Origin of the sequence: Yoonia sp. GPGPB17 (assembly GCF_037892195.1) — a bacterium.
Lineage (GTDB): Bacteria > Pseudomonadota > Alphaproteobacteria > Rhodobacterales > Rhodobacteraceae > Yoonia.
On sequence record NZ_JATACI010000002.1, the window covers coordinates 986,097 to 1,011,506 of the forward strand.

20 protein-coding genes and 4 pseudogenes are annotated in these 25,410 nt (G+C 56.7%); 11 read left to right on the plus strand and 13 right to left on the minus strand.

The window, feature by feature from the left end; genetic code table 11:
* Nucleotides 1-10: 10 nt before the first annotated feature.
* The 3 genes and pseudogenes from QTO30_RS05340 to QTO30_RS05350 all read left to right on the plus strand — a co-directional run bounded on the left by QTO30_RS05340 (nucleotide 11) and on the right by QTO30_RS05350 (nucleotide 3,176).
* Nucleotides 11-879: pseudogene (locus tag QTO30_RS05340) on the plus strand (DMT family transporter).
* A 141-nt stretch (nucleotides 880-1,020) separates the two neighbouring features.
* A complete protein-coding gene (locus tag QTO30_RS05345; RefSeq protein ID WP_340423009.1) occupies nucleotides 1,021-2,100 on the plus strand; it encodes an outer membrane protein transport protein in 1,080 nt (359 codons plus the stop codon).
* Between the two features lie 113 nt (nucleotides 2,101-2,213).
* Entirely contained in the window at nucleotides 2,214-3,176 is a 963-nt protein-coding gene (locus QTO30_RS05350) for a DMT family transporter (protein ID WP_340423011.1), read from the plus strand.
* Here the strand turns inward: QTO30_RS05350 and lpxB are convergent.
* The 12 genes and pseudogenes from lpxB to pyrH all read right to left on the minus strand — a co-directional run bounded on the left by lpxB (nucleotide 3,103) and on the right by pyrH (nucleotide 14,902).
* Entirely contained in the window at nucleotides 3,103-4,212 is a 1,110-nt protein-coding gene (gene lpxB / locus QTO30_RS05355) for a lipid-A-disaccharide synthase (protein WP_340423012.1), read from the minus strand. The two genes, QTO30_RS05350 and lpxB, sit on opposite strands and share 74 nt — an antisense overlap.
* Nucleotides 4,209-5,090 carry an LpxI family protein gene (locus QTO30_RS05360; protein WP_340423013.1) on the minus strand — a complete coding sequence of 294 codons (882 nt, stop codon included), beginning with the start codon at nucleotides 5,088-5,090 and terminating at the stop codon, nucleotides 4,209-4,211. Before QTO30_RS05360 ends, lpxB begins: the two co-directional genes overlap by 4 nt.
* The gene (gene lpxA, locus QTO30_RS05365) at nucleotides 5,090-5,872 is read right to left on the minus strand and encodes an acyl-ACP--UDP-N-acetylglucosamine O-acyltransferase (RefSeq protein WP_340423014.1); all 783 of its coding nucleotides are present in this window, start codon (nucleotides 5,870-5,872) and stop codon (nucleotides 5,090-5,092) included. Before lpxA ends, QTO30_RS05360 begins: the two co-directional genes overlap by 1 nt.
* Complete coding sequence (gene fabZ, locus QTO30_RS05370; protein WP_340423016.1) at nucleotides 5,872-6,333, minus strand: 3-hydroxyacyl-ACP dehydratase FabZ; 462 nt, start codon at nucleotides 6,331-6,333, stop codon at nucleotides 5,872-5,874. The genes lpxA and fabZ overlap by 1 nt, the downstream gene beginning before the upstream one ends.
* 87 nt (nucleotides 6,334-6,420) lie before the next feature.
* A complete protein-coding gene (locus QTO30_RS05375; RefSeq protein WP_340423017.1) occupies nucleotides 6,421-6,867 on the minus strand; it encodes an OmpH family outer membrane protein in 447 nt (148 codons plus the stop codon).
* A 75-nt stretch (nucleotides 6,868-6,942) separates the two neighbouring features.
* The gene (gene bamA, locus QTO30_RS05380) at nucleotides 6,943-9,189 is read right to left on the minus strand and encodes an outer membrane protein assembly factor BamA (protein WP_340423018.1); all 2,247 of its coding nucleotides are present in this window, start codon (nucleotides 9,187-9,189) and stop codon (nucleotides 6,943-6,945) included.
* 165 nt (nucleotides 9,190-9,354) lie between these two features.
* On the minus strand, nucleotides 9,355-10,689 hold the full coding sequence (gene rseP, locus QTO30_RS05385; protein ID WP_340425874.1) for an RIP metalloprotease RseP: 1,335 nt from the start codon (nucleotides 10,687-10,689) through the stop codon (nucleotides 9,355-9,357).
* A gap of 4 nt (nucleotides 10,690-10,693) precedes the next feature.
* A complete protein-coding gene (gene dxr / locus QTO30_RS05390; RefSeq protein ID WP_340423019.1) occupies nucleotides 10,694-11,863 on the minus strand; it encodes a 1-deoxy-D-xylulose-5-phosphate reductoisomerase in 1,170 nt (389 codons plus the stop codon).
* A pseudogene (locus QTO30_RS05395) lies at nucleotides 11,860-12,662 on the minus strand (phosphatidate cytidylyltransferase). Before QTO30_RS05395 ends, dxr begins: the two are co-directional and overlap by 4 nt.
* 2 nt (nucleotides 12,663-12,664) lie before the next feature.
* Nucleotides 12,665-13,390 (minus strand): polyprenyl diphosphate synthase, encoded by a 726-nt coding sequence (uppS, locus tag QTO30_RS05400; protein ID WP_340423020.1) that lies wholly within the window; start codon nucleotides 13,388-13,390, stop codon nucleotides 12,665-12,667.
* Nucleotides 13,391-13,411: 21 nt separating this feature from the next.
* Nucleotides 13,412-13,975, minus strand: coding sequence for a ribosome recycling factor (frr, locus tag QTO30_RS05405; protein WP_340423022.1), 564 nt, complete (start codon nucleotides 13,973-13,975; stop codon nucleotides 13,412-13,414).
* Nucleotides 13,976-14,176: 201 nt separating this feature from the next.
* Nucleotides 14,177-14,902, minus strand: a complete 726-nt coding sequence (pyrH, locus tag QTO30_RS05410) for a UMP kinase (RefSeq protein ID WP_340423024.1) — start codon at nucleotides 14,900-14,902, stop codon at nucleotides 14,177-14,179.
* Nucleotides 14,903-15,094: 192 nt separating this feature from the next.
* Here pyrH and QTO30_RS05415 point away from each other — a divergent pair, with 192 nt between their 5' ends.
* The 7 genes and pseudogenes from QTO30_RS05415 (at nucleotide 15,095) to QTO30_RS05445 (ending at nucleotide 24,128) form a co-directional block, all read left to right on the plus strand.
* A complete protein-coding gene (locus tag QTO30_RS05415) occupies nucleotides 15,095-15,709 on the plus strand; it encodes a hypothetical protein (protein ID WP_340423026.1) in 615 nt (204 codons plus the stop codon).
* Between the two features lie 26 nt (nucleotides 15,710-15,735).
* Complete coding sequence (gene miaA, locus QTO30_RS05420; protein WP_340423027.1) at nucleotides 15,736-16,650, plus strand: tRNA (adenosine(37)-N6)-dimethylallyltransferase MiaA; 915 nt, start codon at nucleotides 15,736-15,738, stop codon at nucleotides 16,648-16,650.
* A gap of 53 nt (nucleotides 16,651-16,703) precedes the next feature.
* Nucleotides 16,704-17,519: a helix-turn-helix transcriptional regulator gene (locus QTO30_RS05425; protein WP_340423029.1), complete on the plus strand. Its 816-nt coding sequence runs from the start codon at nucleotides 16,704-16,706 to the stop codon at nucleotides 17,517-17,519.
* Nucleotides 17,520-17,748: 229 nt separating this feature from the next.
* Nucleotides 17,749-19,408: pseudogene (locus QTO30_RS05430) on the plus strand (ABC transporter substrate-binding protein).
* A gap of 134 nt (nucleotides 19,409-19,542) precedes the next feature.
* Nucleotides 19,543-20,591, plus strand: a pseudogene (locus QTO30_RS05435) (ABC transporter permease).
* Nucleotides 20,592-20,606: 15 nt separating this feature from the next.
* Nucleotides 20,607-22,052, plus strand: coding sequence for an ABC transporter permease (locus QTO30_RS05440; protein ID WP_340423030.1), 1,446 nt, complete (start codon nucleotides 20,607-20,609; stop codon nucleotides 22,050-22,052).
* 3 nt (nucleotides 22,053-22,055) lie between these two features.
* On the plus strand, nucleotides 22,056-24,128 hold the full coding sequence (locus QTO30_RS05445; protein WP_340423031.1) for an ABC transporter ATP-binding protein: 2,073 nt from the start codon (nucleotides 22,056-22,058) through the stop codon (nucleotides 24,126-24,128).
* 49 nt (nucleotides 24,129-24,177) lie between these two features.
* Here QTO30_RS05445 and QTO30_RS05450 read toward each other — a convergent pair whose 3' ends face one another.
* Nucleotides 24,178-24,792, minus strand: coding sequence for a lytic transglycosylase domain-containing protein (locus QTO30_RS05450; RefSeq protein WP_445327133.1), 615 nt, complete (start codon nucleotides 24,790-24,792; stop codon nucleotides 24,178-24,180).
* Nucleotides 24,793-24,908: 116 nt separating this feature from the next.
* Here QTO30_RS05450 and QTO30_RS05455 point away from each other — a divergent pair, with 116 nt between their 5' ends.
* Nucleotides 24,909-25,409 (plus strand): single-stranded DNA-binding protein, encoded by a 501-nt coding sequence (locus QTO30_RS05455; RefSeq protein WP_340423033.1) that lies wholly within the window; start codon nucleotides 24,909-24,911, stop codon nucleotides 25,407-25,409.
* Nucleotide 25,410: the final 1 nt, after the last annotated feature.

Consider the following 25,410-nt stretch of genomic DNA (forward strand, 5'->3'; position numbering starts at 1 on the left):
AACTGCGCCCATGAACACCGTTGTTATCGCCGCCGCCTGGATGATTGGCGCCATCACCTCTTTCACACTGATGGCCGTCGCTGGACGGATCGTCAGCGCCGAGCTTGATACATTCGAGATCATGCTGTTTCGCAGCCTGACAGGTATCGCCATCGTGGTCAGCGTTGCATTGGCAACCGGGACCTTGCGACAAATCAACCGGGGGCGTCTGGGGTTGCATGCCACGCGCAACATCTTTCACTTCACGGGGCAGAACCTTTGGTTCTACGCGATCACCATGATCCCGCTCGCGCAAGTTTTTGCGCTGGAGTTCACCACGCCAATCTGGGTCATATTGTTGTCCCCCCTGATCCTGAACGAACGCATTACGGCCATTGGCCTTCTCAGCACCGCGGTTGGTTTTGTCGGCATCCTGATCGTGGCCCGCCCCGACCCGGCCAACATCAGCTGGGGGCTGATGGCCGCCGCCAGCTGTGCGGTGTTTTTTGCACTAACGGCCATCTTCACCCGCAAACTGACCGAGACTGAAACGGTCACAACGATCCTGTTCTATCTCACAGTGATGCAAGCTGTTTTCGGGCTGATCTGCGCTGGATATGATGGTGATATCGCCCTACCGTCCGCCGCTGCTCTGCCGTGGGTGATCCTGATTGGATGCGCGGGGCTATTGGCGCATTTCTGCCTGACCAAAGCGCTCAGCATCGCGCCTGCCAGTATTGTGATGCCCATAGACTTTGTACGGCTGCCCACCATTGCGATCGTGGGTATGCTGCTTTATCAAGAACCGCTCGAAGTCTGGGTTTTTTCGGAGCCATTCTGATTTTCGGCGCCAACTACCTGAACATCAGTTACGCCATGCGGCGCCCCAAACTTAATTAAACTGCAAGTCGGTCCGGGTTATTGTAATTTTGTGACGCAGCGGAGCGGCATTGCAAATGACGCGGCGTCAATAATTGACGTAAAGCTTGGGCACTCCCTAGGGTGGTCCGCACATATTTTATTCATGACAGGGATGAGGACATGAAAAACGTAATGACGGTAGGGGCGGCCTTGCTGCTGACAACCAGCATCGCCAGCGCGGGGGGACTTGATCGGTCGGGGCAGCCGATTGGAGTAATCTTCGAAGAAGGTAACTATGTCGAGCTTAGCTTTGGTCAGGTCACCCCTGACATAACGGGTACGCTAGCCACGGCCGGAGGCACGCAAAAGTCCGGTGGCATTGCCCCGGACTACACGCAGTTCGGCTTTGCGTTCAAAGCGCAAATCAATGAGCAAATCTCGCTCGCATTGATCTTTGATCAACCCTATGGAGCAGATGTTGACTATGACACTGCGGGGTACATTCTTTTGGGCTCTGGCGCCGAGGTTGAATCGACCGGCATAACCGCATTGGCCCGGTATGAAATCGATCAGAACTTCAGCGTGCATGGTGGTTTACGCCAAACAAGCGCAAAAGGTGTTTATCGCGTCACAGCGCTGCCTGATCTTGACGGTCCAGACGGCCCTGGTATGGCGACACCACCATATGCATCAACCTACTCAGAAGACAGCGGCGTGGGTTATGTTGTCGGCGCCGCATATGAGCGTCCGGAGATCGCACTACGGGTGGCACTGACTTACAACAGCGAAGTTGATCTGGAACTTGATGGGACTGTTGGCGACCTATCCACAACCATGCCTGAATCTGTAAATCTGGACTTCCAGACGGGTATTGCAGCTGACACTCTATTATTCGGCTCAATCCGCTATGTCGCTTGGGATGGCTTTGCATTGAGCGACACGGTGGCAGGTGACATCCTATCTTATGACGATGACGTGTTTACCTATAATATCGGCGTTGGTCGTCGGTTCTCTGAAGAATTCTCAGGTTCCGTTGCCATAGGGTACGAAACTTCAACCGGCGATCCAACCAGCAACCTTGGCCCAACCGACGGTTATCTCAGCCTACAGGTCGGCGGTGCATACACCTTGACAACTGGTGTTGAAGTGTCAGGTGGTGTGCGCTTTGTGAACATCGGTGACGCAGACACAACTATCAATGCTGAATTCGAAGACAACACCGCTGTTGGGGTTGGCCTTAAAGTCGCCTACAGTTTCTAAACCGCAAATCTAGAACAAACAGCCAAGCCCCGCCCCATCCGGCGGGGCTTTTTCTTTGCCCTTTCGCATGATCCGGGTTGCCCCGGCCACGTCAAACCGGTCATGTCCCACATATGGCACCGATCCAGAAAACCATCTCGCCGCGCGCGTGGGCTGAACTTTTGCTTCTCTCGCTGATCTGGGGCGCATCTTTTCTGTCGATCCGCATCGCGCTTGATGAAATTGGCCCACTGACGGCTGTTGCCCATCGCACCGGCTGGGCCATGCTGATCTTATGGGTCTATGTGCTGGTCCGTCGATTGGCCGTACCAATGGACCTAAGGGTCTGGGCTGCTTTTCTGGTGATGGGCTTATTGAACAACGTGATCCCGTTCAGCCTAATGGCGTGGGGGCAGTTGCATATCGAGACCGGATTGACGTCGATCCTGAATGCTGCGACCGCTATCTTTGGCGTTATCGCCGCTGCGGTTTTCTTTGCGGATGAGCGGCTGACCGCCCGCAAGGTAATTGGCGTGACTTTGGGATTTCTTGGCGTCTCAACTGCAATTGGTCTGGCTGCGTTCAAGAATTTCGATATCCGTTCCCTTGGTCAGCTCGCGGTGATCGGTGGCACGATCAGCTATGCGCTGGCGGGGGTCTGGGCGCGCAAAAAGCTTGGCCATCTCACGCCGCAGGTTGCTGCTGCGGGCATGCTCACCGGCGCCAGCATTATGACGATCCCCGCCGCATGGCTGATTGAGGGGCCGATGACACTGGATCTTGCCCCGCAGACATGGGCCGCGATCGGGTACTACGCAGTTGTCGCAACGGCAATTGCTTACATGCTTTACTATAGGGTGTTGGCCATGGCGGGCAGCGGCAATCTGATGTTGTGCACTTTGCTTGTCGCACCCGTAGCCATTGTCCTTGGCGCCATTGTTTTGGGAGAGGACCTGCCACTGCGCGCTTACATCGGCTTTACAATCCTGGCGCTGGGATTAGTGATCCTTGATGGTCGCCTTTTCAAGGCGCTGCAATACCGCGCGCGGCGCGTAGACCGGGGGCCTCACCACCCTGCCCCAACCGTTCCATTGTGACGGCCATCGCCTGCAACTGCGCCTGCGGATCGGCCAGCACATCAAGTACAGCATCGGCAATTGGACCCGGTGCGCAATCCGCACCGATGAATTCAGGTATGGCACGCGTCTCGCTCACAAGGTTCACCAATGTCACCGTATCCACCATCAGCATCCGGCTGATGATGATCCGGCTGAGCCACGCCATGTCATAGGCAATCACCATCGGCGTCCCGCTTGCCGCCAGTTCCAACGACACGGTGCCAGATGCCGCCAAGGCCACATCCGCCCGTTTGAACCAAGCGGCCTTGTCGGCTGATCCGGGTGGCAGAACAGCAACTGGCACGGGCCAGTCCGCGACCCGGGCCTGTACCAGATCATACACCCCACGGGTGGTTGGGATGACAAATTCCGCGTCGGGCAACGCCGCTGCGATTTTTGAAACAGCCTGGCCAAAACGGTCCGCTAATCGCGACACTTCGCCTTTGCGGCTGCCCGGCAGGACCAGCACCACGGTCCCTTCGCCCAATGCCGCCGCCTCGGCGTCACTGGCTATCGGTTCTGCAACAACCGGATGGCCGACAAAGTCACAATCCATACCGGCGGCCTGCATCAAAGGTGGTTCAAACGGAAAAAGCGCCAGCACATGATCGATATGATGGGCCATCTTCGCCGCCCGTTTGGGGCGCCATGCCCAGACCGTCGGGGCCACATAGTGCATCGTGCGGATATCACTGGCCGCCTTGACCAAACGGGCAACCCGTAAACAGAAATCAGGACTGTCGATGGTGATCAATACATCTGGGGGATCGGCGAGGATCGCATCGGCCATCTGTTTGATACGGGCCTTCAGCGCGCGATACTTAGGCAGGATTTCAGCCAGCCCCATCACACTCAGCTCTTCCATTGGAAAGCGGCTCTCAAGGCCCTCCGCCTGCATCAGCGGTCCGCCGACACCGTCAAAAGCGACGTCAGAACGTAGTGTCTTCAACCCCGCCATCAATGCCGCCCCAAGTTTGTCCCCCGAGGCTTCGCCCGCAATCAAAAAGACCTTCACGCGCCACCTCTGGGGCGCACCCAAAGAAAGAGATCGGCGTTATCAAGCGCCGAAAGAACTGCACCCAAGTTCAACACCATGACACCATCCGCTTCAATTACGATCCCGGCAAACCCCGCGGCGATAGCCATCCGCGCCGTTTCCAGCCCAATCACAGGGAGATCGGCCCGACGGTCCTGAGCGGGCTTGGGCGCTTTGAAAAGGATCGCGCCACGCGCTTCGGTTGGTTCGCCGTCTTCACCGCTCAACCATTCAGCGGCACCTCCTAATACGGCACCGAGCCCATCGACCGCCCCCCACAGAGGATCATCGCTTGGCGCAAACGGGCGCAGCATTGCATCCGTCCCGGCCTGCTGTTCACGCGCCAACACGCGGCCATTGCGCACGATGCATGCCTGACCGACATCCGCCTGCCCCATTTCCGCAATGGTTTGTTCCCCCGTTACAGCGTCCTGACGATTGTTGATCGTCACCGGTTTGCGGGTCAATACACCTTGCGGCGGCAACAAGTCTGGCGCGATCTCATGCGCGGCTTTGACGGTCAATCCCGCTTCTTCGAAAATCGCGATGATGGCCCGTAACGCGCCGTCGTCGCCTTGTGCGATCGCGGCCATGATGCGCGGAACCAGCGGCTTGGTTGCTTCATCAATCGCTGAGGGGTCAATTGGGGGACGTGTCACAGCACCTGCCATGCTAACCTCTGTCACGCCACGATCACGCAGCGCGATCAGGAAACTGCCCAATTGCTCGATCCGAAAGATCAGATCAGGTGTAAGCGCGGGGCGAAACCCTGCCATCGCGCAGACCAAAGGCCGCACAGGCAACCGCGCGACCAGCGCTAGCGGCAGATCGCCGGTCCCCGCGATCAGCGCCAACATCAGCCGGGCGTCAGGAAGTTGCGGTCGGTGTCACCCAATATGAAGGCCACCATTTGCTGAACGTAAGCGCTGTCGCTTTCCTCGGCCAGACGGTGAGCGCGGTCCTGAAACGTCCCTTCTCCGTCCTTAAGCATCTGGAAGGCGGCGCGCATCGCGGTGATATCCGACCGTGCCACGCCCTTCCGTTTCAAACCAACCAGATTAAGGCCATCCAACGCCCCGCGCGGGGCCTGTACCAGCCCGTGCGGGACAACATCTTTGGTCACCATGGTCACAGCACCGATAATGGCCCCCTGTCCGATGCGAACGAACTGATGCACACCACACAGACCACCGATAATCACATCGTCTTCGATGATACAGTGGCCCGCCACGGCAGAGGAATTGACGACAATCACCCGGTCGCCAATCTGCGCATCATGGGCGATATGACAGCCCGCCATAAACAGCCCGTCGTTGCCAATCCGGGTTTCACCACCACCAGCTGTGGTGCCTGTGTTCATCGTCACATGTTCGCGGATCCGGTTCCGCGCACCAATCCGGAGACGGGATTTTTCGCCGTCAAATTTCAGGTCTTGCGGGATTTCGCCAATAACCGCGAAAGAAAACACCACCGTATCATCGCCAATATGGGTGTCACCCTCGACCACAACATGGCTTTTCAGATGCACACGCGCGCCCAGCACCACATCGGCGCCGATCACGCAGAACGGACCGACGATGCAATCGGCACCAATTTTCGCGCCATCCGCGATCACGGCAGAGGGGTGAATATCGGCCATCAGCCTTGCATATCCATCATCGCGGTAAACTCGGCCTCGGCGGCCATCTCACCATCAACGGTGGCCACACCTTTGAAGCGCCAGACCTTGCCACCGGGTTTGCCGCGCGTGGTTTCCACATGCATTTCAAGCACATCACCCGGCACGACCTTGCGGCGGAATTTGCAGCCATCAATCGCCATAAAGTAAACCAGAAGATTGCCATCGGTCAGGCCCAGAGACGTCCCAACCATCACAGCCGTCGTTTGGGCCATCGCCTCGACAATCGTCACGCCGGGCATGATCGGGTTGCCGGGGAAATGACCCTGAAAATGCGGCTCATTCATGGTGACGTTCTTAATGCCCACGGCGGATGTTGTGCCGTTGATGCTATGTACCTTGTCGACCAGTAAGAACGGGTACCGATGAGGCAGGATCTTCTGGATCAGTTGGATGTCAGCGGTCGTCGGGGCGTCGGTCATGGCGGGCGGCTCCTTGCAATTGATCGTGGCGCGCCTGGGCCGCCGTAACCTCATGACTAGCAAGCCCCGTCAAAGGCGGCAAGCGCGCTAGCGGGTCCCGTCGCCCAGTTCCGCATCAATGCGCACGATGGCGTCATCGGTGATGTTTGCGGCACGCACGGAAAGGATGACGTTGCGCTGTTCCATCACCAGTGCGGCACCACGTTCCAACATGATATTGGCGACAATCCCCTGCACCTGTTGCTCGAAACGCGATCGCGCCTCGGCGCTGGCCACTTGCAGTTCCACATTCTTGGCATCACGCACGCGGCGCACTTCCTGCACCTTGCGATCAAAAGCCTCCGCCTCCGCGCGGAAAGCTTCGAGTTCCATATCCGGGCGGCGGATGGTTAGACTGCGCTCTTCCAATGTTAGCGATTCAACGATGCGGTCGTTCTCGGCCTGCAATTCTGCCGCTTGCTCAGCCAGTTCCGACGCCAATCGTTGCCCGTAAAGCGTTTCTACGAACAAACGCTCACTATCGATTATCAGCACCGGCGGCGATGTCTGTTGGGCTGACGTTAAGCAGCGCCAGGATCAGCCAAACAAAAAACGCGCGCAGGACTGACATCAGAAACTCGTCGAGATCGTCACATCGAAGTTACGGGTTTCATCACGGTCTTGCACATCAAGCGGTTCTGTAAAGTTGAAACGCAATGGGCCAATCGGCGTTGTCCAGAAAATCGACAGGCCAGCAATTGCGCGGGCTTCGAAATCGTTCAGGATGACGTCCTCGCCAAAGGTTTCGCCCACGTCCCAGACCGAGCCATAGTCAATGAACGCCCCACCTGAAATGCCATATTCGCTGGGCAGACCCAAGGGAAACTCGGTTTCAAGGCGCAGCACGGAAAACGCGTTACCGCCAAGCGCATCATCTGTCGCATCGTCGCGGGGGCCGATCCCTCCCGCGTCGAAACCACGCATCAACCGACTTCCAAGAAAGAAACGGTCCGTTACGCGGCTATTGCCATCCTGATAGCTGAGCAATCCAGCCTCCAAGGTGGCGCGCAGGATCACATCTTCATTGAAGATGCTTGTTTCCGCACCTGCAAGGGCGGTGGTCTTGATAAACTGCGTATCGCCAAAGCCAAACTCCTGGCCGAACCGCAAGACGACGCCGACGTCCGGATTTAACCCGGTGCGGCGGTTATCATAGCTGTAGGTATACCCAAGGGCGTTGGTCCAAACCCCACCCACCTCGGCCTCTTGACGGATCACTTCACTGGCCGAACTCGAAACATCAGACAGGTCAGTGTATTCCAACGCATAGAACAATGATAGACGCCCCAGTTCGCTGACTGGAAAGCTCATCGCGGGGCTAAACCGCAGTGTCTCTGTGTCATAGAGCGCGTTTTCGTTATCTGTCGTATTGTACGACAAACTCAGTGAGCCGCGCAAATCCCGGCCCAGCAATTGAGGTTCCGTAAAGCGAAAACCAAAGCGCCGGTTTGATTCTGCGGTCGAGAGATTGAAGTCGAGTCCCTGACCGCGGCCCTGAAAGTTGCTTTGACTGTAGGATGCCAGCAGGCTTGCACCGGTGTCCGTATTAAAGTTGGCACCGAATGTCAGCGTCCCCGTTGGGCCTTCAACTACATCGACGTCAACGATGCGCTGGTTGGCGGTCGTGCCAGGACGGGTATCGACATTGACGCCCTGAAAAAACCCGAGTGCGCGAATGCGGCGGGCACTTTCCTGAATTTCGCGAGGGTTTAGCGGATCGCCTTCAACGGAGCGGAACTGATTGCGGATCACCCGGTCCAGAGTTGTACCATTACCCTCAATATCAATGCGTTCGACGAACACACGTTCGCCGGGCACCAGTACGTAGTTCACATTCAGGCTCAGATCGCGCGGGTTACGGGTGATACGCGCATCGGCCTGCACAAAGCGAATGCCGCGCTGTACGGCCAAACGCTCGATCCGGGTGACGTCATTGTCGACCGCAACAGGGGAATAGGTTGATCCGGTCCGTATCCGCGCAGCATCTGCAAACTCCGCCGGATCGACGCCATTGATTTCACTCGTGACGGTGACATTTGCGATTGAGTACTGCTGCCCTTCACGCAAATTGTAGGTCACCAGATAGGCGTCACGTTCACGGGTCAGTGACACGTCGACGTTCTGAATGACGAAATCAATGAAACCACGTGACCGGTAGAAGTCCGTCAGTACCTCCCGATCCTGTGCCACACGCTCGGGCGAGAATGTATCGCGGGCCACTAAGGCGCGAAAGATACCGGCCTCTTTGGTTTCCAGCACGCGGCGCAAGCGCCCTTCCGAAAAAGTACGGTTACCGATGAAAGTGATGCGCTCAATCTCGGTGATGGCGGATTCGACCACCTCAAACACTAGGTCAACGCGGTTTTCAGATAGCCGAATGATCCGCGGCGTAACCGTCGCATTAATCCGCCCCTGTTGCGCGTAAGCTTCGGTGATCGCAGCGGTATCAGCTTCCGCCTGCGCGGGTGTAAACACGCGGCGCGGCTGTGACTGAACAAGGGTCAGCAGTTGTGCGTCGCGTAGACGGTTGTTGCCTTCGATATTGATGCGGTTGATGGTCGGATACTCGACCACTCGGATCAGCAACGTGCCGCCTTGAGGCACCAGATCGACACTTTCAAACAGGCCGGATTCGCGGATGTTTTGCCCTGCCGCATTCAGCTCCGCGGTCGAGAGCCCCGCACCGGCCTGTAAACCACCAAAGGTCAGGATTGTTCCATCGGCAACGCGCTGGTTGCCTTCAATGTTGAAATTGTTGAAAGCGAAGTTTTGTGCATTGGCAGCACCGGCAACCAAAACAACAACGCAAAGCGCCATCCAAATGGACCGAACTGTTGCTACACATCGCGCGAAAGCGCGCCCCACACCTGTCTTCATTTTGACCGCCCGTGCTTATACCACCGTTGATCATTTGAGTAGCGACAATGCTCGGGGATGTCAAAACGCCAAAAGGGGTATTTTACCCGCGACGTGATCTTACTTTTACGGGCACAGGATCGTGTCGTTCAGGATCGTGAACATCATTAAAGACAAGATCAAGGACAGGCCCACAAACATAAAGACCTGCACCGCACGGTCACTGGGCTTGCGACGCGTGATGGCCTCGTAAGCGTAGAACACCAGATGACCGCCGTCCAAAACCGGGATCGGGAACAGATTGATCAACCCAACCGCCGCCGACAGCGCCCCGATGAACCAGATAAAGCTTTGTGCGCCCTGTTCGGCCATCGACCCGCTGGTTTCTGCGATGCCCACGGGGCCAGAAAGATTGCAGGTCGATATCTGGCCAAACAAGATGTGTTGCATTGCAGATAGCGATGTTGTGACCGTGTTCCACAGCCCCTCCGCCCCCATACGCGTGGCCTCAAGCACGCCCACGCTGACCGTTTCCTCTTCAAAGAAAATTGTTCCCGTGATCCCAATCAGCCAGCGGGTTTCGAAACCACCCTCAGGGGTCGGCAAATCCGCGCGGCGCGGCGCGATTGTCTTGTTCAGTGTTTCGCCGTCGCGCCAGATTTCGAACGTCAACGGCGCGCCATCCGCGGCCAACACGATCTCTTGCACCTGGGTGAATGCAAAAACGGGCTCACCATTGATCCCGGTAATCACATCGTTGATCTTGATACCGGCATCATCCGCCGCCGAGCGTGGACTGACGCTCGCCACAGCAGCGGGGAAGTAATACGGGCCATCAATTGTCAGCTCTTGCTCACCGCGCAACACGGTGTAATCCAACCTCTCCCGCACCGGGATAAAATCAGAAATCGCGCCTTCCCGGTCCGGATTGTCGAATGACACCCCTTCGACCGCAACCATCACATCGCCCTGACGCAAGTCAGAAGCATAGCTGGCAGGTAATGGGCGTGGTTCGCCAAAGGTCAGCGGATTTGCCGATTGACCCTGATACATGATCGAACCCGCAAAGATCGCTATCGCCAGCACAAAGTTAAAGATCGGTCCCGCAGCCACAGTCGCCGTACGCGCCCACAGTGGAGCACCGAGCATCGTGCGGCGCATATCAACCTGAGAGACGGTGCCATCTGCACCGACGCTAGCCGCGTTCGCATCGCCCATGAACTTAACGTATCCGCCCAGAGGCAATGCCGCGATCTGCCATTTGGTCCCGCGTTTGTCGACCCGACTGTAAATCACCGGTCCAAACCCCAGCGAGAAAACATCTGCATGGATCCCGCACCAGCGCCCAACAATGTAGTGCCCATATTCATGAATCGCCACGATCACCGACAATGCCACCACAAAGGCCACGATCACAAAGGCGAAATTGCCGAACATCGGCACAAACTGCATTACATCCAAAGCGTTATCCCAATTGGCCAAAGGTTTCAGCGGCGTAAACACGCGCCAGCCTGTCAGTTTCTATCACGTTATCTAGGGTGATTGGCGCGTTTTGCAGCCCACCTTGCGATGACATTTTGTCGAGTGTCATTGAAACCACCCGCGACATATCTAAAAATCTGATATCACCAGCGATAAACCCATCCAGGGCGCGTTCCTTGGCGGCGTTAAAAACCGCGCCCGACAAACCGCCCTCATCCATCACACGCTTGGCGATACCGAGCGCGGGATAGCGTGCGTCATCGGGTGCCTCAAATGTCAGGCTCCCGATCTTTGCAAGATCCAGCCGTTCGACAGGTAGCGCCTTGCGCTCAGGCCAATGCAGCGCATAGCCGATCGCATGGCGCATATCCGGTGGGCCGACATGGGCCATCAGCGCCCCATCGTTGAAACCAACCATCGCATGGATCAGGCTTTCCCGGTGCAACAGCACCTCGATCATATCTGATGGAACATTAAAGAATTCTTTTGTTTCAATAAGCTCCATTGCTTTATTGAACATAGATGCACTGTCAATCGTGATCCGCTGACCCATATCCCAGTTCGGATGGCTAGAGGCCTCGGCCAACGTCGCTGTCGCCAGTTTCTCAATCGGCCAGTCGCGGAACGCACCACCGCTGGCGGTGATGATCACGCGCTCAACCGCGGCCATATGCTCACCCACAAGCGCCTGGAATACCGCCGAATGCTCACTATCGACAGGTAGAACAGTCGCACCATGCGCTTTGGCGCGGCCCAACAACAGTGGACCGGCGGTCACCAACGATTCCTTGTTGGCCAGTGCAAGCGTCGTGCCGTGCGACAAAGCCTCCAGCCCTGGCACAAGCCCGGCGGCACCCACAATCGCTGACAAAGCCCAATCCACTGGGCGCGCCGCAACTTGCGCAATGGCGTCTGGTCCCGCTGCCACATCGACATCAGTATCTGCCAGCAAATCTTTCAGATCATTGTAGCATTCAGGATAGCATGTCACCGCCACATCCGCATTCAGCCGCCGCGCATCTGCAGCCAATTGCGCTACATTGCGCCCCCCGGTCAGCGCGACCACATCATATGCGCCCGCATCACGCGCGACCAGATCAAGGGCGCTTTGCCCCACAGACCCTGTCGCCCCGAACACAGATATCCGCCTCACCAAACGACCCCGGGTACATCAAAGATATCAGCGACCAAAATCAGGAACAATGATGCCCCCAACAGCGCATCAAAGCGATCAAACAGGCCTCCATGCCCAGGGATCAGGGTCGAGCTGTCCTTGACCCCCATCCGCCGTTTCAGGGCGCTCTCCGCGATGTCGCCCATCTGGCCAGCAAAGCTCAGCACCATGGAAATCAAAATAATCCAGACGCTGGCGTCCGTGAACAGCGTGAAGATGAAGCCAATCAATGCGGCGCCGATCCACCCGGCAACCGTGCCGCTCCAGGTTTTTTGGGGCTGATTTTTGGCCAGAACTTTGGACCACCGATGGCCTTGCCTGCAAAATAGCCAAATATGTCGGTGACAATGACAACTGACATGAGCCACAACAGCCAAAAAAACCCATAGTCAATCCGGAAATGGACCAACCCCCAGCCCGCCAACTGAATGCCCAACGCAAAGACAAAGAACGTCTTAATCTCGGTCTTCAATTGCGTAACCCCGATCACAGGGACGACCAAAAACAACAGCATGCCCCACAGGCTACCTTCTGCCAGTTGTCCTGACATAACCGAGGCCACCAAAGCCGCCAGCAGCATGCCTTTGGTCGGCTCGTCGGGGCGGATCATCATCCACAATTCCCAAACCATGACAGCGGTGACAAAGACCACCAGCATCTGAAACCAAACGCCGCCCAAGATCACACCGATTGCACCGATGCAGACCATGAACGCGCTTGAGATCAGGCGCACAGTGAGATCATCCCATTTGGCAGGTTGTGGCGCAGAGGTCGGCATGGTCAGGCTCGTACCGCACCGAAACGCCGGTCGCGGCTTCCATAGCTTTGTAGGATTTTTGCAAACTCTTCTGCAGTAAAATCAGGCCAAAGTGTATCAACAAATTCGTATTCTGCATAGGCAGATTGCCAAAGCAGGAAATTCGAGATCCGCGCCTCGCCGCTGGTGCGGATCACCAGATCAGGGTCGGGCAGCACATGCGTGTCCAAAAAACCGGCAAGCGTTTCCGCATCAACATCTTCGTGGCTCAGACGCCCCTGCTCCACCTCATAGGCCAAACGCTTGGCCGCGCGGGTTACTTCATCGCGGCCACCGTAGTTGAGCGCGACAGTCAGATGAACACGATCATTGCCTGCCGTCCGCAATTCCAACTCATCCATCAGCGTTACCAGCTTATCATCCAGCCGGATACGATCACCAATAAACCGGACGCAAACGCCTTTATCGAAAAGCTCGTTCGCTTCTCGTTCAAGGTATTTGCGAAACAAACTCATTAGCCCGGCCACTTCTGACTGGGTGCGTTTCCAGTTCTCGGTCGAGAAAGCAAAGATCGTCAGGTACTTCACACCCAACGCCGGGCAGGATTCCAAAACATCACGCACGCGCCGCGCCCCAGCGTGATGGCCAAACAAACGCGGGCGTCCGCGTTGCTGCGCCCAACGTCCATTGCCATCCATAATAATGGCGACATGGGTCGGCGTGGCCCTGGCGTCTGCGTCCTTGGGCATTGGCGCCCCTTCCTGCTTGGCTTAGACCTGCATGATCTCGGCTTGTTTACTGTCGATCGTCTCATCAACGATCTTGATGTGGGCGTCAGTCACCTCTTGCACCGCACCTTCCCAGAACTTCTGGTCGTCTTCGGACAGACCGTCCGCCTTGGCTTTCTTGATCTGATCCATGCCGTCACGGCGCAGATTGCGGATTGAGATACGCGCGCTTTCACCATACTGCCCGGCGACCTTGCCAAGCTCGCGGCGCCGTTCTTCATTCAGTTCCGGGATCGGCAACATAATAATTGTACCGTTCAATTGAGGATTGATCCCCAAGCCGCTCTCACGAATGGCTTTTTCGACCTTTCCGACAAGACCTTTGTCCCAAACATTGATCGTCACCATCCGCGGTTCAGGCACATTCACCGTACCGACCTGATTGATCGGTGTCATCGTTCCATAGGCATCCACCATCACAGGTTCCAGCATCGACCCCGAGGCACGACCGGTGCGCAGTGAGGCAAGCTCAACGCGCAGATTGGCAATGGCGCCTTCCATACGGCGGGTCAGATCGTCGGTATCAAGTTCAAAATCGTCAGACATGTTCTTCTTGCTCTTCCTCGCGGGGTTTTGCCCATGGTTTTCACCGTTTTAGGCCAAAGAGACCGGCTTGTATAGACGGGCAAACCTGACCTGTTTGTGCAGTTTTCGTGCACGTCCCCTTCTCATGCTCAGAAGACTTCGGGGTGTATGAGGGGCCGCACCCCTCATTCGCACAAATAGAACGCGGCACAGCCGCTCCGATCAATCCTTCACGATCGTATATGTACCCTCGTCTACCAGTATACCCTGGAAGCCGCCCGGTTCATCCAAAGAGAATACGATGATGGGTAGGTCATTGTCACGGGCCAGGGCAATGGCGCTTGCGTCCATCACGCCGAGGTGCTTTTGCAGCACCTCATCGTAAGACACCTTGTCGTATCGCACTGCATCTTCATGTTTTGCGGGGTCTTTATCGTAGACCCCATCAACCTTGGTGCCCTTGAATATCGCCTCGCAGTTCATCTCACTCGCCCGCAGGGTTGCAGCTGTATCGGTGGTAAAATACGGATTGCCAGTGCCTGCCGCAAAGATACACACCCGTTTCTTCTCCAAGTGGCGCACGGCGCGACGCCGGATGTAAGGCTCTGCCACTTCGTTCATCGTGATGGCCGAAATGACGCGGGTATGGATGCCCAACTCCTCAAGCGCGGACTGCATCGCCAGCGCATTCATCACCGTCGCCAACATCCCCATGTAGTCGGCGGTTGTCCGCTCCATCCCCTGGGCTGACCCCTGCAATCCGCGAAAGATGTTGCCACCGCCGATGACCATGCAGATTTCAACGCCCAGATCATGAACCGACTTCACCTCTTTGGCGACACGTTGCACTGTTGGCGGGTGTAAACCAAAGGAGGTATCGCCCATCAGCGCCTCACCCGAGATCTTGAGCATTACACGTTTATATGCCGTTTTCTCAGTCTCGCTCATGGCGCACCCCTATGTCAGTTTGATTGCGCGGCAACCTGTCGGAAAATCGCGATAGTTTCAATGCTACATCGACCATAAAAATGGCGTCCGGCGTTGACCCCCATGAACGCCCCGCCCTATGTTCCGGGCAGGTATAAGATTATGTACAAACCGGGCATTTTTTCGGCAGTCACCAATCAAAGGATCAACCTTATGCACATCGCGACAAAGACCTCTGTTCTTCTTATCAGCGCAATCGGACTGGCCGGTTGTGACGAGGCAAGCGAACCTTTCGCATTCGACACGACCTACACCAACTTTGCAGATATCAGTAATGCGTTTAGCGCCGACGTGGACTTAAATGTTGATGAGGACGGCGATCTGCAAAACCTCGCGGACAGATCAGAGACGGCGACCCTCGAAGCAGAGAGCGGTAGCGCCATCTACAATGGTGCCATCGTCGCGCAGCAGGAATCATCCGGCCCTGTCATGATCGGCCAGTTACAGCTTGAGGTGGACTTTGACACGACAGGCATCGACGGACGTGCGGGCAATTTTATCAAAAGCAACGACGAAGTGGTCGATGGAACATTGTTCGGCACAGGGAACTTCAACCCCGATTTCAGCGCTGATGCCAATGGACATCACTTCAACATGGATCTGGAAGGCGTTCTTGTTGACGATGGCACGGGCTACAACACCACCATCACGCTTGGGGGCAATTTCCTTGACACAAACGGCGATGCCGATGACATCGCAGGCGATGCAGACATCATCATGGATGGAGGACCGGTGTTTGATGACGGTGCGTTCTCGGTGTCTCGCTGATCCGCCAAACATCTTTTGCACCAGTGATGGCCACTGATCCTGTTCGGATCGCGGGTGATCGCCCCGTACTGATCGCTGGGCCTACGGCATCGGGAAAATCCGCTTTGGCTCTGCATATCGCGCAGACCCAGGGCGGGGTGATCGTGAATGCGGATGCGCTACAGGTCTTTGATGGCTGGCACATCCTGACCGCGCGTCCCGATGATGACGATCTGGCAGCCGCAGATCACGCGCTTTACGGACATGTCCCGTTTCATGCCAACTATTCGGTCGGGCAGTGGTTGCGTGATGTGACACCCTACCTGACGGGCCCCGCGCGTCCCATCATCGTGGGCGGCACCGGTTTGAATTTCAGCGCGCTTACACAAGGGCTGGCAGAGATCCCGCCCACACCAGACAGTTTTCGTACTGCCGGAAACGCGCTGAGCCTGCCAGACCTGCTTGGCGCGCTGGATGCAGAAACCGCCAGTCGTCTCGACCAGCAAAATCGGATGCGGGTACAACGGGCCTGGGAAGTTCTGCAAACTACCGGCAAGAGCTTGGCCGCCTGGCAGGATGCAACGCCCCCACCCTTGCTTGCGCCACATGACGCGACCTGCATTACACTTGATGCGCCCAAAGACTGGCTGAACACGCGGATTGCGCACCGTTTTGATGTGATGCTGGAGCAAGGCGCCCTGGAAGAAGCGCGCGCAATGCTGCCGCGCTGGAACCCGGCCCATCTGTCTTCCAAAGCCATTGGCGCGCCGGAACTGATTGCCCATCTCAAGGGCGAACTCACCCTTCCAGAGGCCCGCGAGGCGGCCATCATCGCGTCGCGCCAATATGCCAAACGTCAACGCACATGGTTCCGTGCCCGACACAAGGATTGGCATCATATCGCCGCAGATAGCGCTGACTTATCTGCAACACTCCGCTTCGACGATCCGGCAGGATATTGAATCCAAAAGGATTTCTTCTTCTACTTGTCAAAAATCAACATTGAGGCACGTTGATGAACATGATGAGCACGCAAGAACCGGCCCTCGCGCTGGCAACAATCAGTTTTGGCGGACCTACCGCGCGCTGGCGGACCGAGGCGATGCGCAGCCATGCCAGCGGACGCTTGATCCATATCACCAAGGGCCAAGGCCGCATCACGGTTGCCGGGCTGACAAACGGTTATGGCCCAAACAACCTGATTTATGTCCCACCCCACACGATGTACGGGATCGAAGTGGGCCCAACTGTCTTTGGTCAAACCCTGACCCTGCCCGATGTGTCCGGTTGGCCGGAGGCGCCTTTCCACCTGCGCCTGCTTGATGTCGATCCACAAAAGGAACTGGTCACCCTGATCGAGGCAATAGAACGCGAACTGCAGCCCAACGGCGATCTGCGCGCGGCGAATTGCCACTTTGGGTTGCTGAGTATCTTTGTCGAACGGCAATTGGAAAATCGTGACCCGGCACAGGTTGATGCGCGGCGCAAAACGGCAGCGGCGCGATTGGTGGCCAAATACACGAATATGATCGCACAAGACGTCCGTTCCGACCGGAGCGTTGCCAGCTATGCCGCAGCCCTTGGCGTGACACCAACCCATCTGACGCGGAGCTGCCGCAAGACCTGCGGGCGCTCTGCCCTGTCTTTGTTGAATGATCGCGTCTATTTCGAAGCCTGCACGATGTTGCAGGACACCCAAATCCCCATTCAGGACATAGCCCAACATCTTGGCTTTGGCTCACCGGCATATTTTACCCGCAGTTTTCAGGAAAAATCTGGTCAGGCACCAAGGGATTTCAGACAAAAAGGGACTGGTTTGGCGCGGCGTTGACCCGCCATATTTGCTGCAGCGCAGCACCAAAGCGCTTTGAAAGCGGTGTGCCGATATGTCGCTTTCAGCCCATGAATGTGTCGCAATTGTCATCCGAATTGTGAAACGTCCGGTTGACCTATGCCCAAAAATTGTGCCGAATGGCCCGCGCACAGGGGATGGTGCCAGTTGACGGACGATCAACGGCACATGACACCTGCAAAAAGAAATGTGTCACAGGGAGAAACGAATGACGCACTCACAAAAACCAATCCACCCGGCAGCGTTGATGTATGCTGAGGAAGCCAAGGCGGGCAAAATTGACCGTCGCGAATTCCTTGCCCGTACAACCGCACTCGGTGTGACAGCGACAGCGGCTTATGGGTTGATCGGCGCTGCACAACCGGCGCAGGCCGCTGGACACGCGCAGCAAGGCGGCACGATCCGCATGCAAATGGAAGTGCGCGCACTCAAAGACCCGCGCACCTATGACTGGACACAGATCGCGTTCTTCTCGCATGGGTGGCTGGAGTACCTTGTTGAGTATAACAATGACGGCTCATTCACGCCGATGCTACTGTCCAGCTGGGAAGTAAACGATGACGCGACGCAGTATACACTGAACGTGCGCCCGGGCGTGAAATGGAACAATGGCGATGATTTCACCGCTGCTGACGTAGCCCGCAACATCGAAGGCTGGTGTGACAAGAACATGGAAGGCAATTCCATGGCTGGCCGTTTTGCGATCCTGATCGACGAAGCCACGGGAACGGCTGTCGAAGGCGGGATCGAAGTGGTTGATGACCTGACCGTGCGGCTGAACCTGCCGGGGTCTGACATCTCACTGATCGCAGGTATGGCAGACTATCCTGCGGCCATTGTGCCTGCTGACTTTGACGCCGAGAATATGACCGGCAACCCGGTTGGTACAGGCCCTTACTTGCCTGAGAGCCTGGAAGTCGGCGTCAAAGGCGTGCTGGTTCGCAACGAAGGGTTTGAATGGTGGGGCTATGCCGAAGGCAAAGGCGCATTCCTCGACCGGATCGAATACATCGACTACGGTACAGACCCATCCGCATGGGTGGCTGCGGCGGCGGCTGACGAAGTTGACATGTTTTATGAAACCGTTGGTGACTTTGTCGAAGTTGTTGAAAGCATCGGCTGGGAACGTTCCGAGATCGCCTCTGCTGCGACTATTGTGATCCGCCCGAACCAATTGGCCGAAGTGGATGGTATGCAGCCTTATGCGGACAAGCGTGTCCGCCAAGCGATTGCAATGGCCGTCGACAATGCCGTTTGCCTTGAGTTGGGGTATTCCAACCTTGGTCAGGTCGCGCGGAACCAGCACGTTGGTCCAATGCACCCTGCATGGGCAGATGTTCCCGGTATGCCATACGATCCGGAGGGCGCCCTTGCTTTGCTGACAGAGGCTGGCATGGCTGACTTTGAGATGGAAATCGTGTCTATCGATGACGACTGGCGCAAAAACACGACTGACGCAGTTGCCGCCCAGTTGCGTGACGCCAAGCTTCAACATCAAGCGGACAATCATTCCCGGTTCGACCTTCTGGAACGACTGGACGAAGTATCCGTTCTCGTCCACCAACTGGAACCACCGCCCGCTTGATACCCAGATCCTTGGTCTGGCGTACCGTTCTGGCGAAGCTTGGAACGAAAGCGGCTTTGCGAATGCAGAGTTTGATGCGCTGCTGGCCGAAGCCAACTCCATCGCGGATGCAGATGCACGCCGCGAAGTGATGGCCAAGCTGCAGGCGATCATGACCGACGAAGGTGTGACGATCCAGCCATACTGGCGTTCGCTCTATCGCCACGCCAAGCCGGGCATCGTGGGTTGGGACATGCACATCGCTTACCTGCCACAGATGTATAAGGTCGCATTCGCAGCCTAATACAACAAAAGGCCGTCCATACTTGGGCGGCCTTTTTTTCTAATTTTTGCTGATCACCGGAACACCGGTGCCGCAATATAACGTATAGTCAGGCAACGTCCTGACGCTGCTCACCAACAGGGGCTCTTACCTTTATGGGATTGTTTATTCTGCGCCGCCTTGGGGTCATGCTCCTCACGGCATTATGCCTGACATTTATTGTGTTCTGGCTAACGAACCTTGCACCAAACCTAGAAAAACTCGCCAAGACCCAAGGCAACGCCCGCATGTCGGACGAAGCTGTGGTCAGCTGGTTGGACAACCGCGGCTATAGCCAAGCCTTGCCCATTAAATATGGCCAATGGCTGGGCGTTTTGCCGGGCTATGTCATTGAAGGCTCTGATGGTGAAGTTCGCGCAAGATGCCAGGAACCCGGACAACCGTTAGAGGACGCCGCGAGTTTCTGTGGCATTCTGCAAGGTGATTGGGGCTATTCAACCGTCTTTAAAGATGAGGTCGGCAGTATCATCGCCACCCGCCTTGGCCTGACAGGTAAACTGATGTTCTGGGTGATGATGGTGATGGTCCCCGGCGCGCTGATCATCGGCGTGCTGGCTTAAGCATGCGCGAAGGGTCACGGACCGACCGCAGCCTGTCGACAGTTTCTATCGTCTCGACTGCGACGCCTGAATACGTCTCCGGTGTCGTCTTCATCTCGGTCTTTGCGACCGCCACCTTCGGAATGCAGTGGTTTAAAGGCACAGCAACCGGGGCCATGGATGATGCGACGTTCGAGAACTTCTTTCTCCCCGTCATAACCATCGCCCTTTACGGCATGGGCTATATCGCCCGCATGACGCGCGCGTCGATGACCGAGGTCATGACGGCACAGTACATCCGCACCGCCCGCCTGAAAGGCGTGAGCTTCCCCAAGATCGTGCTCAAACACGCCCTGCGCAACGCTTTGATCGCCCCCTTCACGGTGATCATGCTGCAATTCCCGTGGCTCTTGAACGGCGTTGTCATTGTTGAGACCTTGTTCAACTACAAGGGCTTTGGCTGGGTGCTGGTGCAGGCTGCTGGCAATAACGACATCGAGCTGCTGCTGGGTGTGTCCATCGTTTCCGTCTTCGTGGTCCTGATCACACAGCTGATATCTGACATCGGCTATGTGTTCCTGAACCCACGCATTCGCATTTCTTAAAGGGAGGATCAGGACATGGAAGCTCTTACATGGACAGGCAGCCTCGGCACCATCCTCAACCCTGTGCTTATGGTGCTCTTGGCCTTACTGGCCATCGCGATTGTCGCACAGCTCATTTTGGGGTTCTTTGCCCCTGCACAAACCCTGCAGTCCAACCCTGACGGTACGATTGCCGCAACCACTGGTCCTTTGGGGCTGGCAGAAACGGGCGTGAAATATACCTTCTTGGGCGTCTTAGCGATTGTGGTCGCCTATATCGTGATCCCCCAAGTGATGCCTTATGGGTCCGCGGGGATCGTGGGCGAAATCTCAAAACGGTTCCTGCCGGTCTGGGTCTCGCTGATTGCACTCTACACGGTTTCGATCATCTACAAGCGCAAGCTGGGTCTTTACGGGAAACTCTTTGACAGCACGGTCGGCATGATCGGCTTTGGCCTTGTCATGTTCTGGGTGTTTACCTCTGTCTTTGTCGGTCTCTTCGATATGATTGCGACCCATGACTACTTGACCCAGGTGTCTGGACTGAAAAACAAAGGGCCGGGCGTGCCCGTGCCCGAGGGTACCGAAGGCCTGATCCCGCATTACCTACTGGGCGGTGACAACCTCGCGCGTGATATCTTCAGCCGCGTTGTCCAAGGCTCTGTCTTCGTGATCGCGATCGCGCCGCTCGCAACGATCTTTGCTTTCATGGTCGGGATCACACTAGGTCTACCCGCGGGCTTTTATGGCGGCAAGCTGGACACTTTCCTGTCCTTCATCGCCAACCTGATCCTCGCCTTCCCGGTGATCCTGCTGTTCTACCTGCTGGTTACACCGGAAATCGTGCTGACGGGTATTCCATCCTACATGGCCGCTTTCCTGTTCGTCTTCCCGCTGATCTTCTTTGGCGTGCTGCTGAACTCGCGCTACTACACGCAACCGGCCAAGCGGACAGCGATCCTTGTGCCTGTGTTGGGTATCCTTGGCTGGCTCTACCTGTCGATCATCAACCAGAAAGGCACAGTCATCGACTTCCTACCTGCATGGATGGACCTCTTTGATATCTCGATCCTGGTGGTCTTCGTCTCGGTCGTCTTCGTGAACGCCCCTACGGTGTTCCGTATCGTCCGTGGCCTGACGTTGGATCTGCGCACACGTGACTATGTCGCTGCCGCCCAGACACGTGGTGAAGGCGCATGGTACATCATGCTGTGGGAAATCCTGCCCAACGCACGTGGCCCGCTAATCGTCGATTTCTGCCTGCGAATTGGCTATACGACCATTCTTTTGGGTACCTTGGGCTTTTTTGGCTTGGGTCTGTCTTCAGAAAGCCCCGACTGGGGGTCAACCATCAACGAGGGGCGTAAGCTCTTGTTGATTTTCGCACACCCTGCCCTGCCACCGGCGGCTGCATTGTTGAGCCTCGTTCTGGGTCTCAACCTCTTGGCCGATGGTCTGCGTGAAGAAAGCTTGAAGGACTAATCCATGACTGAACAACCCATCCTTGAGATCGACAAGCTTTCGATTTCCTTCTTCACACGCCTGCGCGAAATCCCAGCCGTGATGGATTTTTCGGCCACCGTTATGCCCGGTGAGGCGCTCGGCCTTGTGGGCAGATCCGGTTGTGGCAAATCCACGGTAGCACTCGGAGTTATGCAGGACCTTGGCGTGAATGGCCGCATTGTTGGCGGCTCCATCAAGTTTAAAGGCCGTGATTTGTGCGAGATGACGCCAGAGGAGCTGCGCGATATCCGCGGTTCTGAAATCGCGATGATCTATCAGGAGCCCATGGCGTCCCTGAACCCGGCTATGAAGATCGGCAAACAACTAATGGAAGTGCCGATGATCCACGAAGGTGTTGGCGAAAAAGAGGCCTACGCGCGGGCGCTGGAGGTCGTCACCGACGTAAAGCTGCCAGACCCGGAACGGATGCTGCAAAGCTATCCGCACCAGCTCTCGGGTGGTCAGCAGCAGCGGATCGTGATCGCGATGGCGCTGATGTCAAAACCGTCGCTATTGATCCTTGATGAACCAACAACCGCGCTCGACGTGACTGTTGAAGCAGCGGTTGTAGAACTGGTCAAAGATCTCGGCAAAAAATACGGCACCTCAATGCTGTTCATCAGCCACAACCTTGGGCTCGTGCTGGAAACCTGCGACCGCATCTGCGTGATGTATTCCGGCGAAGCGGTGGAACGCGGCAGCATCGAAGACGTCTTCGATGAAATGCAGCATCCTTACACACAGGCACTCTTCCGCTCGATCCCGCTACCCGGTGCCGACAAAAACGCACGGCCTTTGGTGGCGATCCCGGGCAACTTCCCTTTGCCGCATGAGCGGCCACAGGGGTGCAACTTCGGCCCCCGCTGCGACTACTTCGAGGCAGGGCGCTGCGATGCCGGCTTTATCCCGATGGAAGCTGTGCCCGGCAACGATCGCCATCAGTCACGTTGTCTGAAGTTCAAGGACATCGACTGGCAGGCGCCGATTGATGTGGGCGCGCAGACTGAAAAGCCTGAACCGGGACAGGTTGTTCTGAAAATGGATAACCTCAAGAAATACTACGAGGTTGCAGCCAATGCGCTGTTTGGTGGTGGCGATACCAAAGTGGTGAAGGCCAACGAAACCCTTAGCTTTGAAGCGCGTGAAAGCGAAACGCTGGCGATTGTGGGCAGATCCGGCTGTGGCAAATCCACCTTCGCCAAGGTCCTGATGGGGCTGGAAACGGCGACCGAAGGCGACATCCTGCTCGACAACAAAGCCATTGGGGATACGGCCATCGAAAGTCGCGACACCAAGACAGTCGCCGACATCCAGATGGTGTTCCAAAATCCGTTTGATACGCTCAACCCCTCAATGACGGTGGGGCGCCAGATCATGCGCGCGCTCGAAATCTTTGGCATCGGCGCCAATGACAATGAGCGGCGGGAACGCATGCTCAACCTGCTTGATCTGGTCAAGCTGCCACGCGCCTTCGCGGACCGGATGCCGCGCCAGCTCTCGGGTGGCCAGAAGCAACGGGTCGGCATCGCGCGCGCTTTTGCAGGGGATGCGCGGATCGTTGTGGCCGATGAACCTGTCTCGGCCCTTGATGTGTCGGTGCAGGCGGCGGTCACCGATCTGCTAATGGAAATCCAGCGCGAACATAAAACGACGCTATTGTTCATCAGCCATGACCTGTCCATCGTGCGCTATCTGTCAGATCGCGTCATGGTCATGTACTTGGGTCATGTGGTTGAATTGGGCAGCACCGATCAAGTCTTCTCGCCCCCTTACCACCCCTACACAGAAGCGCTTCTTTCTGCCGTGCCCATCGCGGACACAAGCGTTGAGAAAAAACATATCGTGCTTGAGGGCGATATCCCATCGGCCATGAACCCGCCCAGCGGTTGCCCGTTCCAGACGCGCTGCAACTGGAAGTCGAAGGTTGAAGGTGGTCTGTGCGAGACACATGTCCCGCCGGTGCGACAGTTGGCCGAAGGTCATCAGATCAAATGCCACCTGAGCGATGCGGACTTGGCGAATATGGAACCTGTCATCCAGATCGCGGCGGAATAGCATTTCAACCTATCGCCGCCGGAGGCCCCGTGCTTTCGGCGGAAGACAATCACTGCCCCCAGATCACCTGCACATAATTCTGGGTTTCTGCAAACGGTGGCACACCGTCGTACCGTGTCACCGCACCCGGGCCCGCATTATAGGCGGCCAGCGCAAGAGGCCATGATCCAAACGCCTCATACTGCGCGCGCAGATACCGCGCACCGCCTTCAAGGTTTTCTGAGGGGTCAAGCGGATCAACGCCCAATGCACGCGCGGTCTCGGGCATCAATTGTGCCAACCCCAACGCGCCCTTGACGGACCGGGCCGAGGCGTTCCAACCGCTTTCCTGCTCAACCAGTCGCAAAAACAAACCAACTGGCACACCGTGTTTCGCAGCAGCCGCTTGGGCCAGACGGATGAATGGTCCGGTGTAGTCACCAGTGTATGTTGGCGTGATCGTAAAACCTGCATCGCGCGGTGGCTGCAAACGCACCGAATTCTGATACTGTTCGGCGGCGCGCCCATCCAGAATGGATGTCTGGCTTTGCAACAAGCCCGAGCGCGACATGGTCGAAACCTGCTCTTCAGCCAGAACGGGTTGAACGCCGAAGGCACCAATCAGGCTTACGGTCAGGATCAGTCGGGTCACGTTGTACCGCTTTCGCTTGTTACGACCTCCCATACTTAGGTCTTTTCCACCAATCCGCCAAGCCCACCTCTGGAAACCGGCCGTTAACCTTGTTGCGGCATGCGTGGTCTGTCACAAAAGCGCAAAGCAGAATCGTCGGAGGTGCCGTTATGGCCGGATCAGTGAACAAAGTTATCCTTATCGGCAATCTGGGGGCAGACCCCGAGGTGCGGACATTCCAGAATGGCGGCAAGGTTGCGAACCTACGGATCGCGACATCCGAGACGTGGAAAGACAAAAACACAGGCGAACGCCGCGAAAAGACCGAATGGCACACTGTTGCAATCTTTTCCGAAGGTCTGGTCCGTGTGGCCGAGCAGTACCTTAAGAAGGGTTCCAAGGTTTACATCGAAGGCAAGCTGCAAACCCGTAAGTGGCAGGATCAATCCGGGCAGGATCGGTATTCGACCGAGGTCGTGCTAAACGGCTTTGATGGCACGCTGACCATGCTCGATAGCCGCAGCGAAGGTGGCGGCGGGGGCAACTACGGCGGCGGCTATGGCGGCGGGTCGTCCGGCGGTGGCTACGGCGGCAATGACGGTGGTTATAGCGGCGGTGGTGCACCATCAGGCGGCGGCGGTGGTGACATGGATGATGAAATCCCGTTCTAAA

Coding starts and splice junctions, on each gene's coding strand:
- QTO30_RS05455 (WP_340423033.1), top strand. CDS start 24,909: ATGGCCGGATCAGTGAACAAAGTTATCCTTATCGGCAATCTGGGGGCA.
- uppS (WP_340423020.1), bottom strand. CDS start 13,390: ATGCCCAAGGACGCAGACGCCAGGGCCACGCCGACCCATGTCGCCATT.
- lpxA (WP_340423014.1), bottom strand. CDS start 5,872: ATGGCCGATATTCACCCCTCTGCCGTGATCGCGGATGGCGCGAAAATT.
- QTO30_RS05345 (WP_340423009.1), top strand. CDS start 1,021: ATGAAAAACGTAATGACGGTAGGGGCGGCCTTGCTGCTGACAACCAGC.
- QTO30_RS05415 (WP_340423026.1), top strand. CDS start 15,095: ATGCACATCGCGACAAAGACCTCTGTTCTTCTTATCAGCGCAATCGGA.
- QTO30_RS05445 (WP_340423031.1), top strand. CDS start 22,056: ATGACTGAACAACCCATCCTTGAGATCGACAAGCTTTCGATTTCCTTC.
- QTO30_RS05440 (WP_340423030.1), top strand. CDS start 20,607: ATGGAAGCTCTTACATGGACAGGCAGCCTCGGCACCATCCTCAACCCT.
- QTO30_RS05350 (WP_340423011.1), top strand. CDS start 2,214: ATGGCACCGATCCAGAAAACCATCTCGCCGCGCGCGTGGGCTGAACTT.
- pyrH (WP_340423024.1), bottom strand. CDS start 14,902: ATGAGCGAGACTGAGAAAACGGCATATAAACGTGTAATGCTCAAGATC.
- QTO30_RS05425 (WP_340423029.1), top strand. CDS start 16,704: ATGAACATGATGAGCACGCAAGAACCGGCCCTCGCGCTGGCAACAATC.
- QTO30_RS05450 (WP_445327133.1), bottom strand. CDS start 24,792: ATGGGAGGTCGTAACAAGCGAAAGCGGTACAACGTGACCCGACTGATC.
- frr (WP_340423022.1), bottom strand. CDS start 13,975: ATGTCTGACGATTTTGAACTTGATACCGACGATCTGACCCGCCGTATG.
- fabZ (WP_340423016.1), bottom strand. CDS start 6,333: ATGACCGACGCCCCGACGACCGCTGACATCCAACTGATCCAGAAGATC.
- bamA (WP_340423018.1), bottom strand. CDS start 9,189: ATGGCGCTTTGCGTTGTTGTTTTGGTTGCCGGTGCTGCCAATGCACAA.
- miaA (WP_340423027.1), top strand. CDS start 15,736: ATGGCCACTGATCCTGTTCGGATCGCGGGTGATCGCCCCGTACTGATC.
- QTO30_RS05360 (WP_340423013.1), bottom strand. CDS start 5,090: ATGTTGGCGCTGATCGCGGGGACCGGCGATCTGCCGCTAGCGCTGGTC.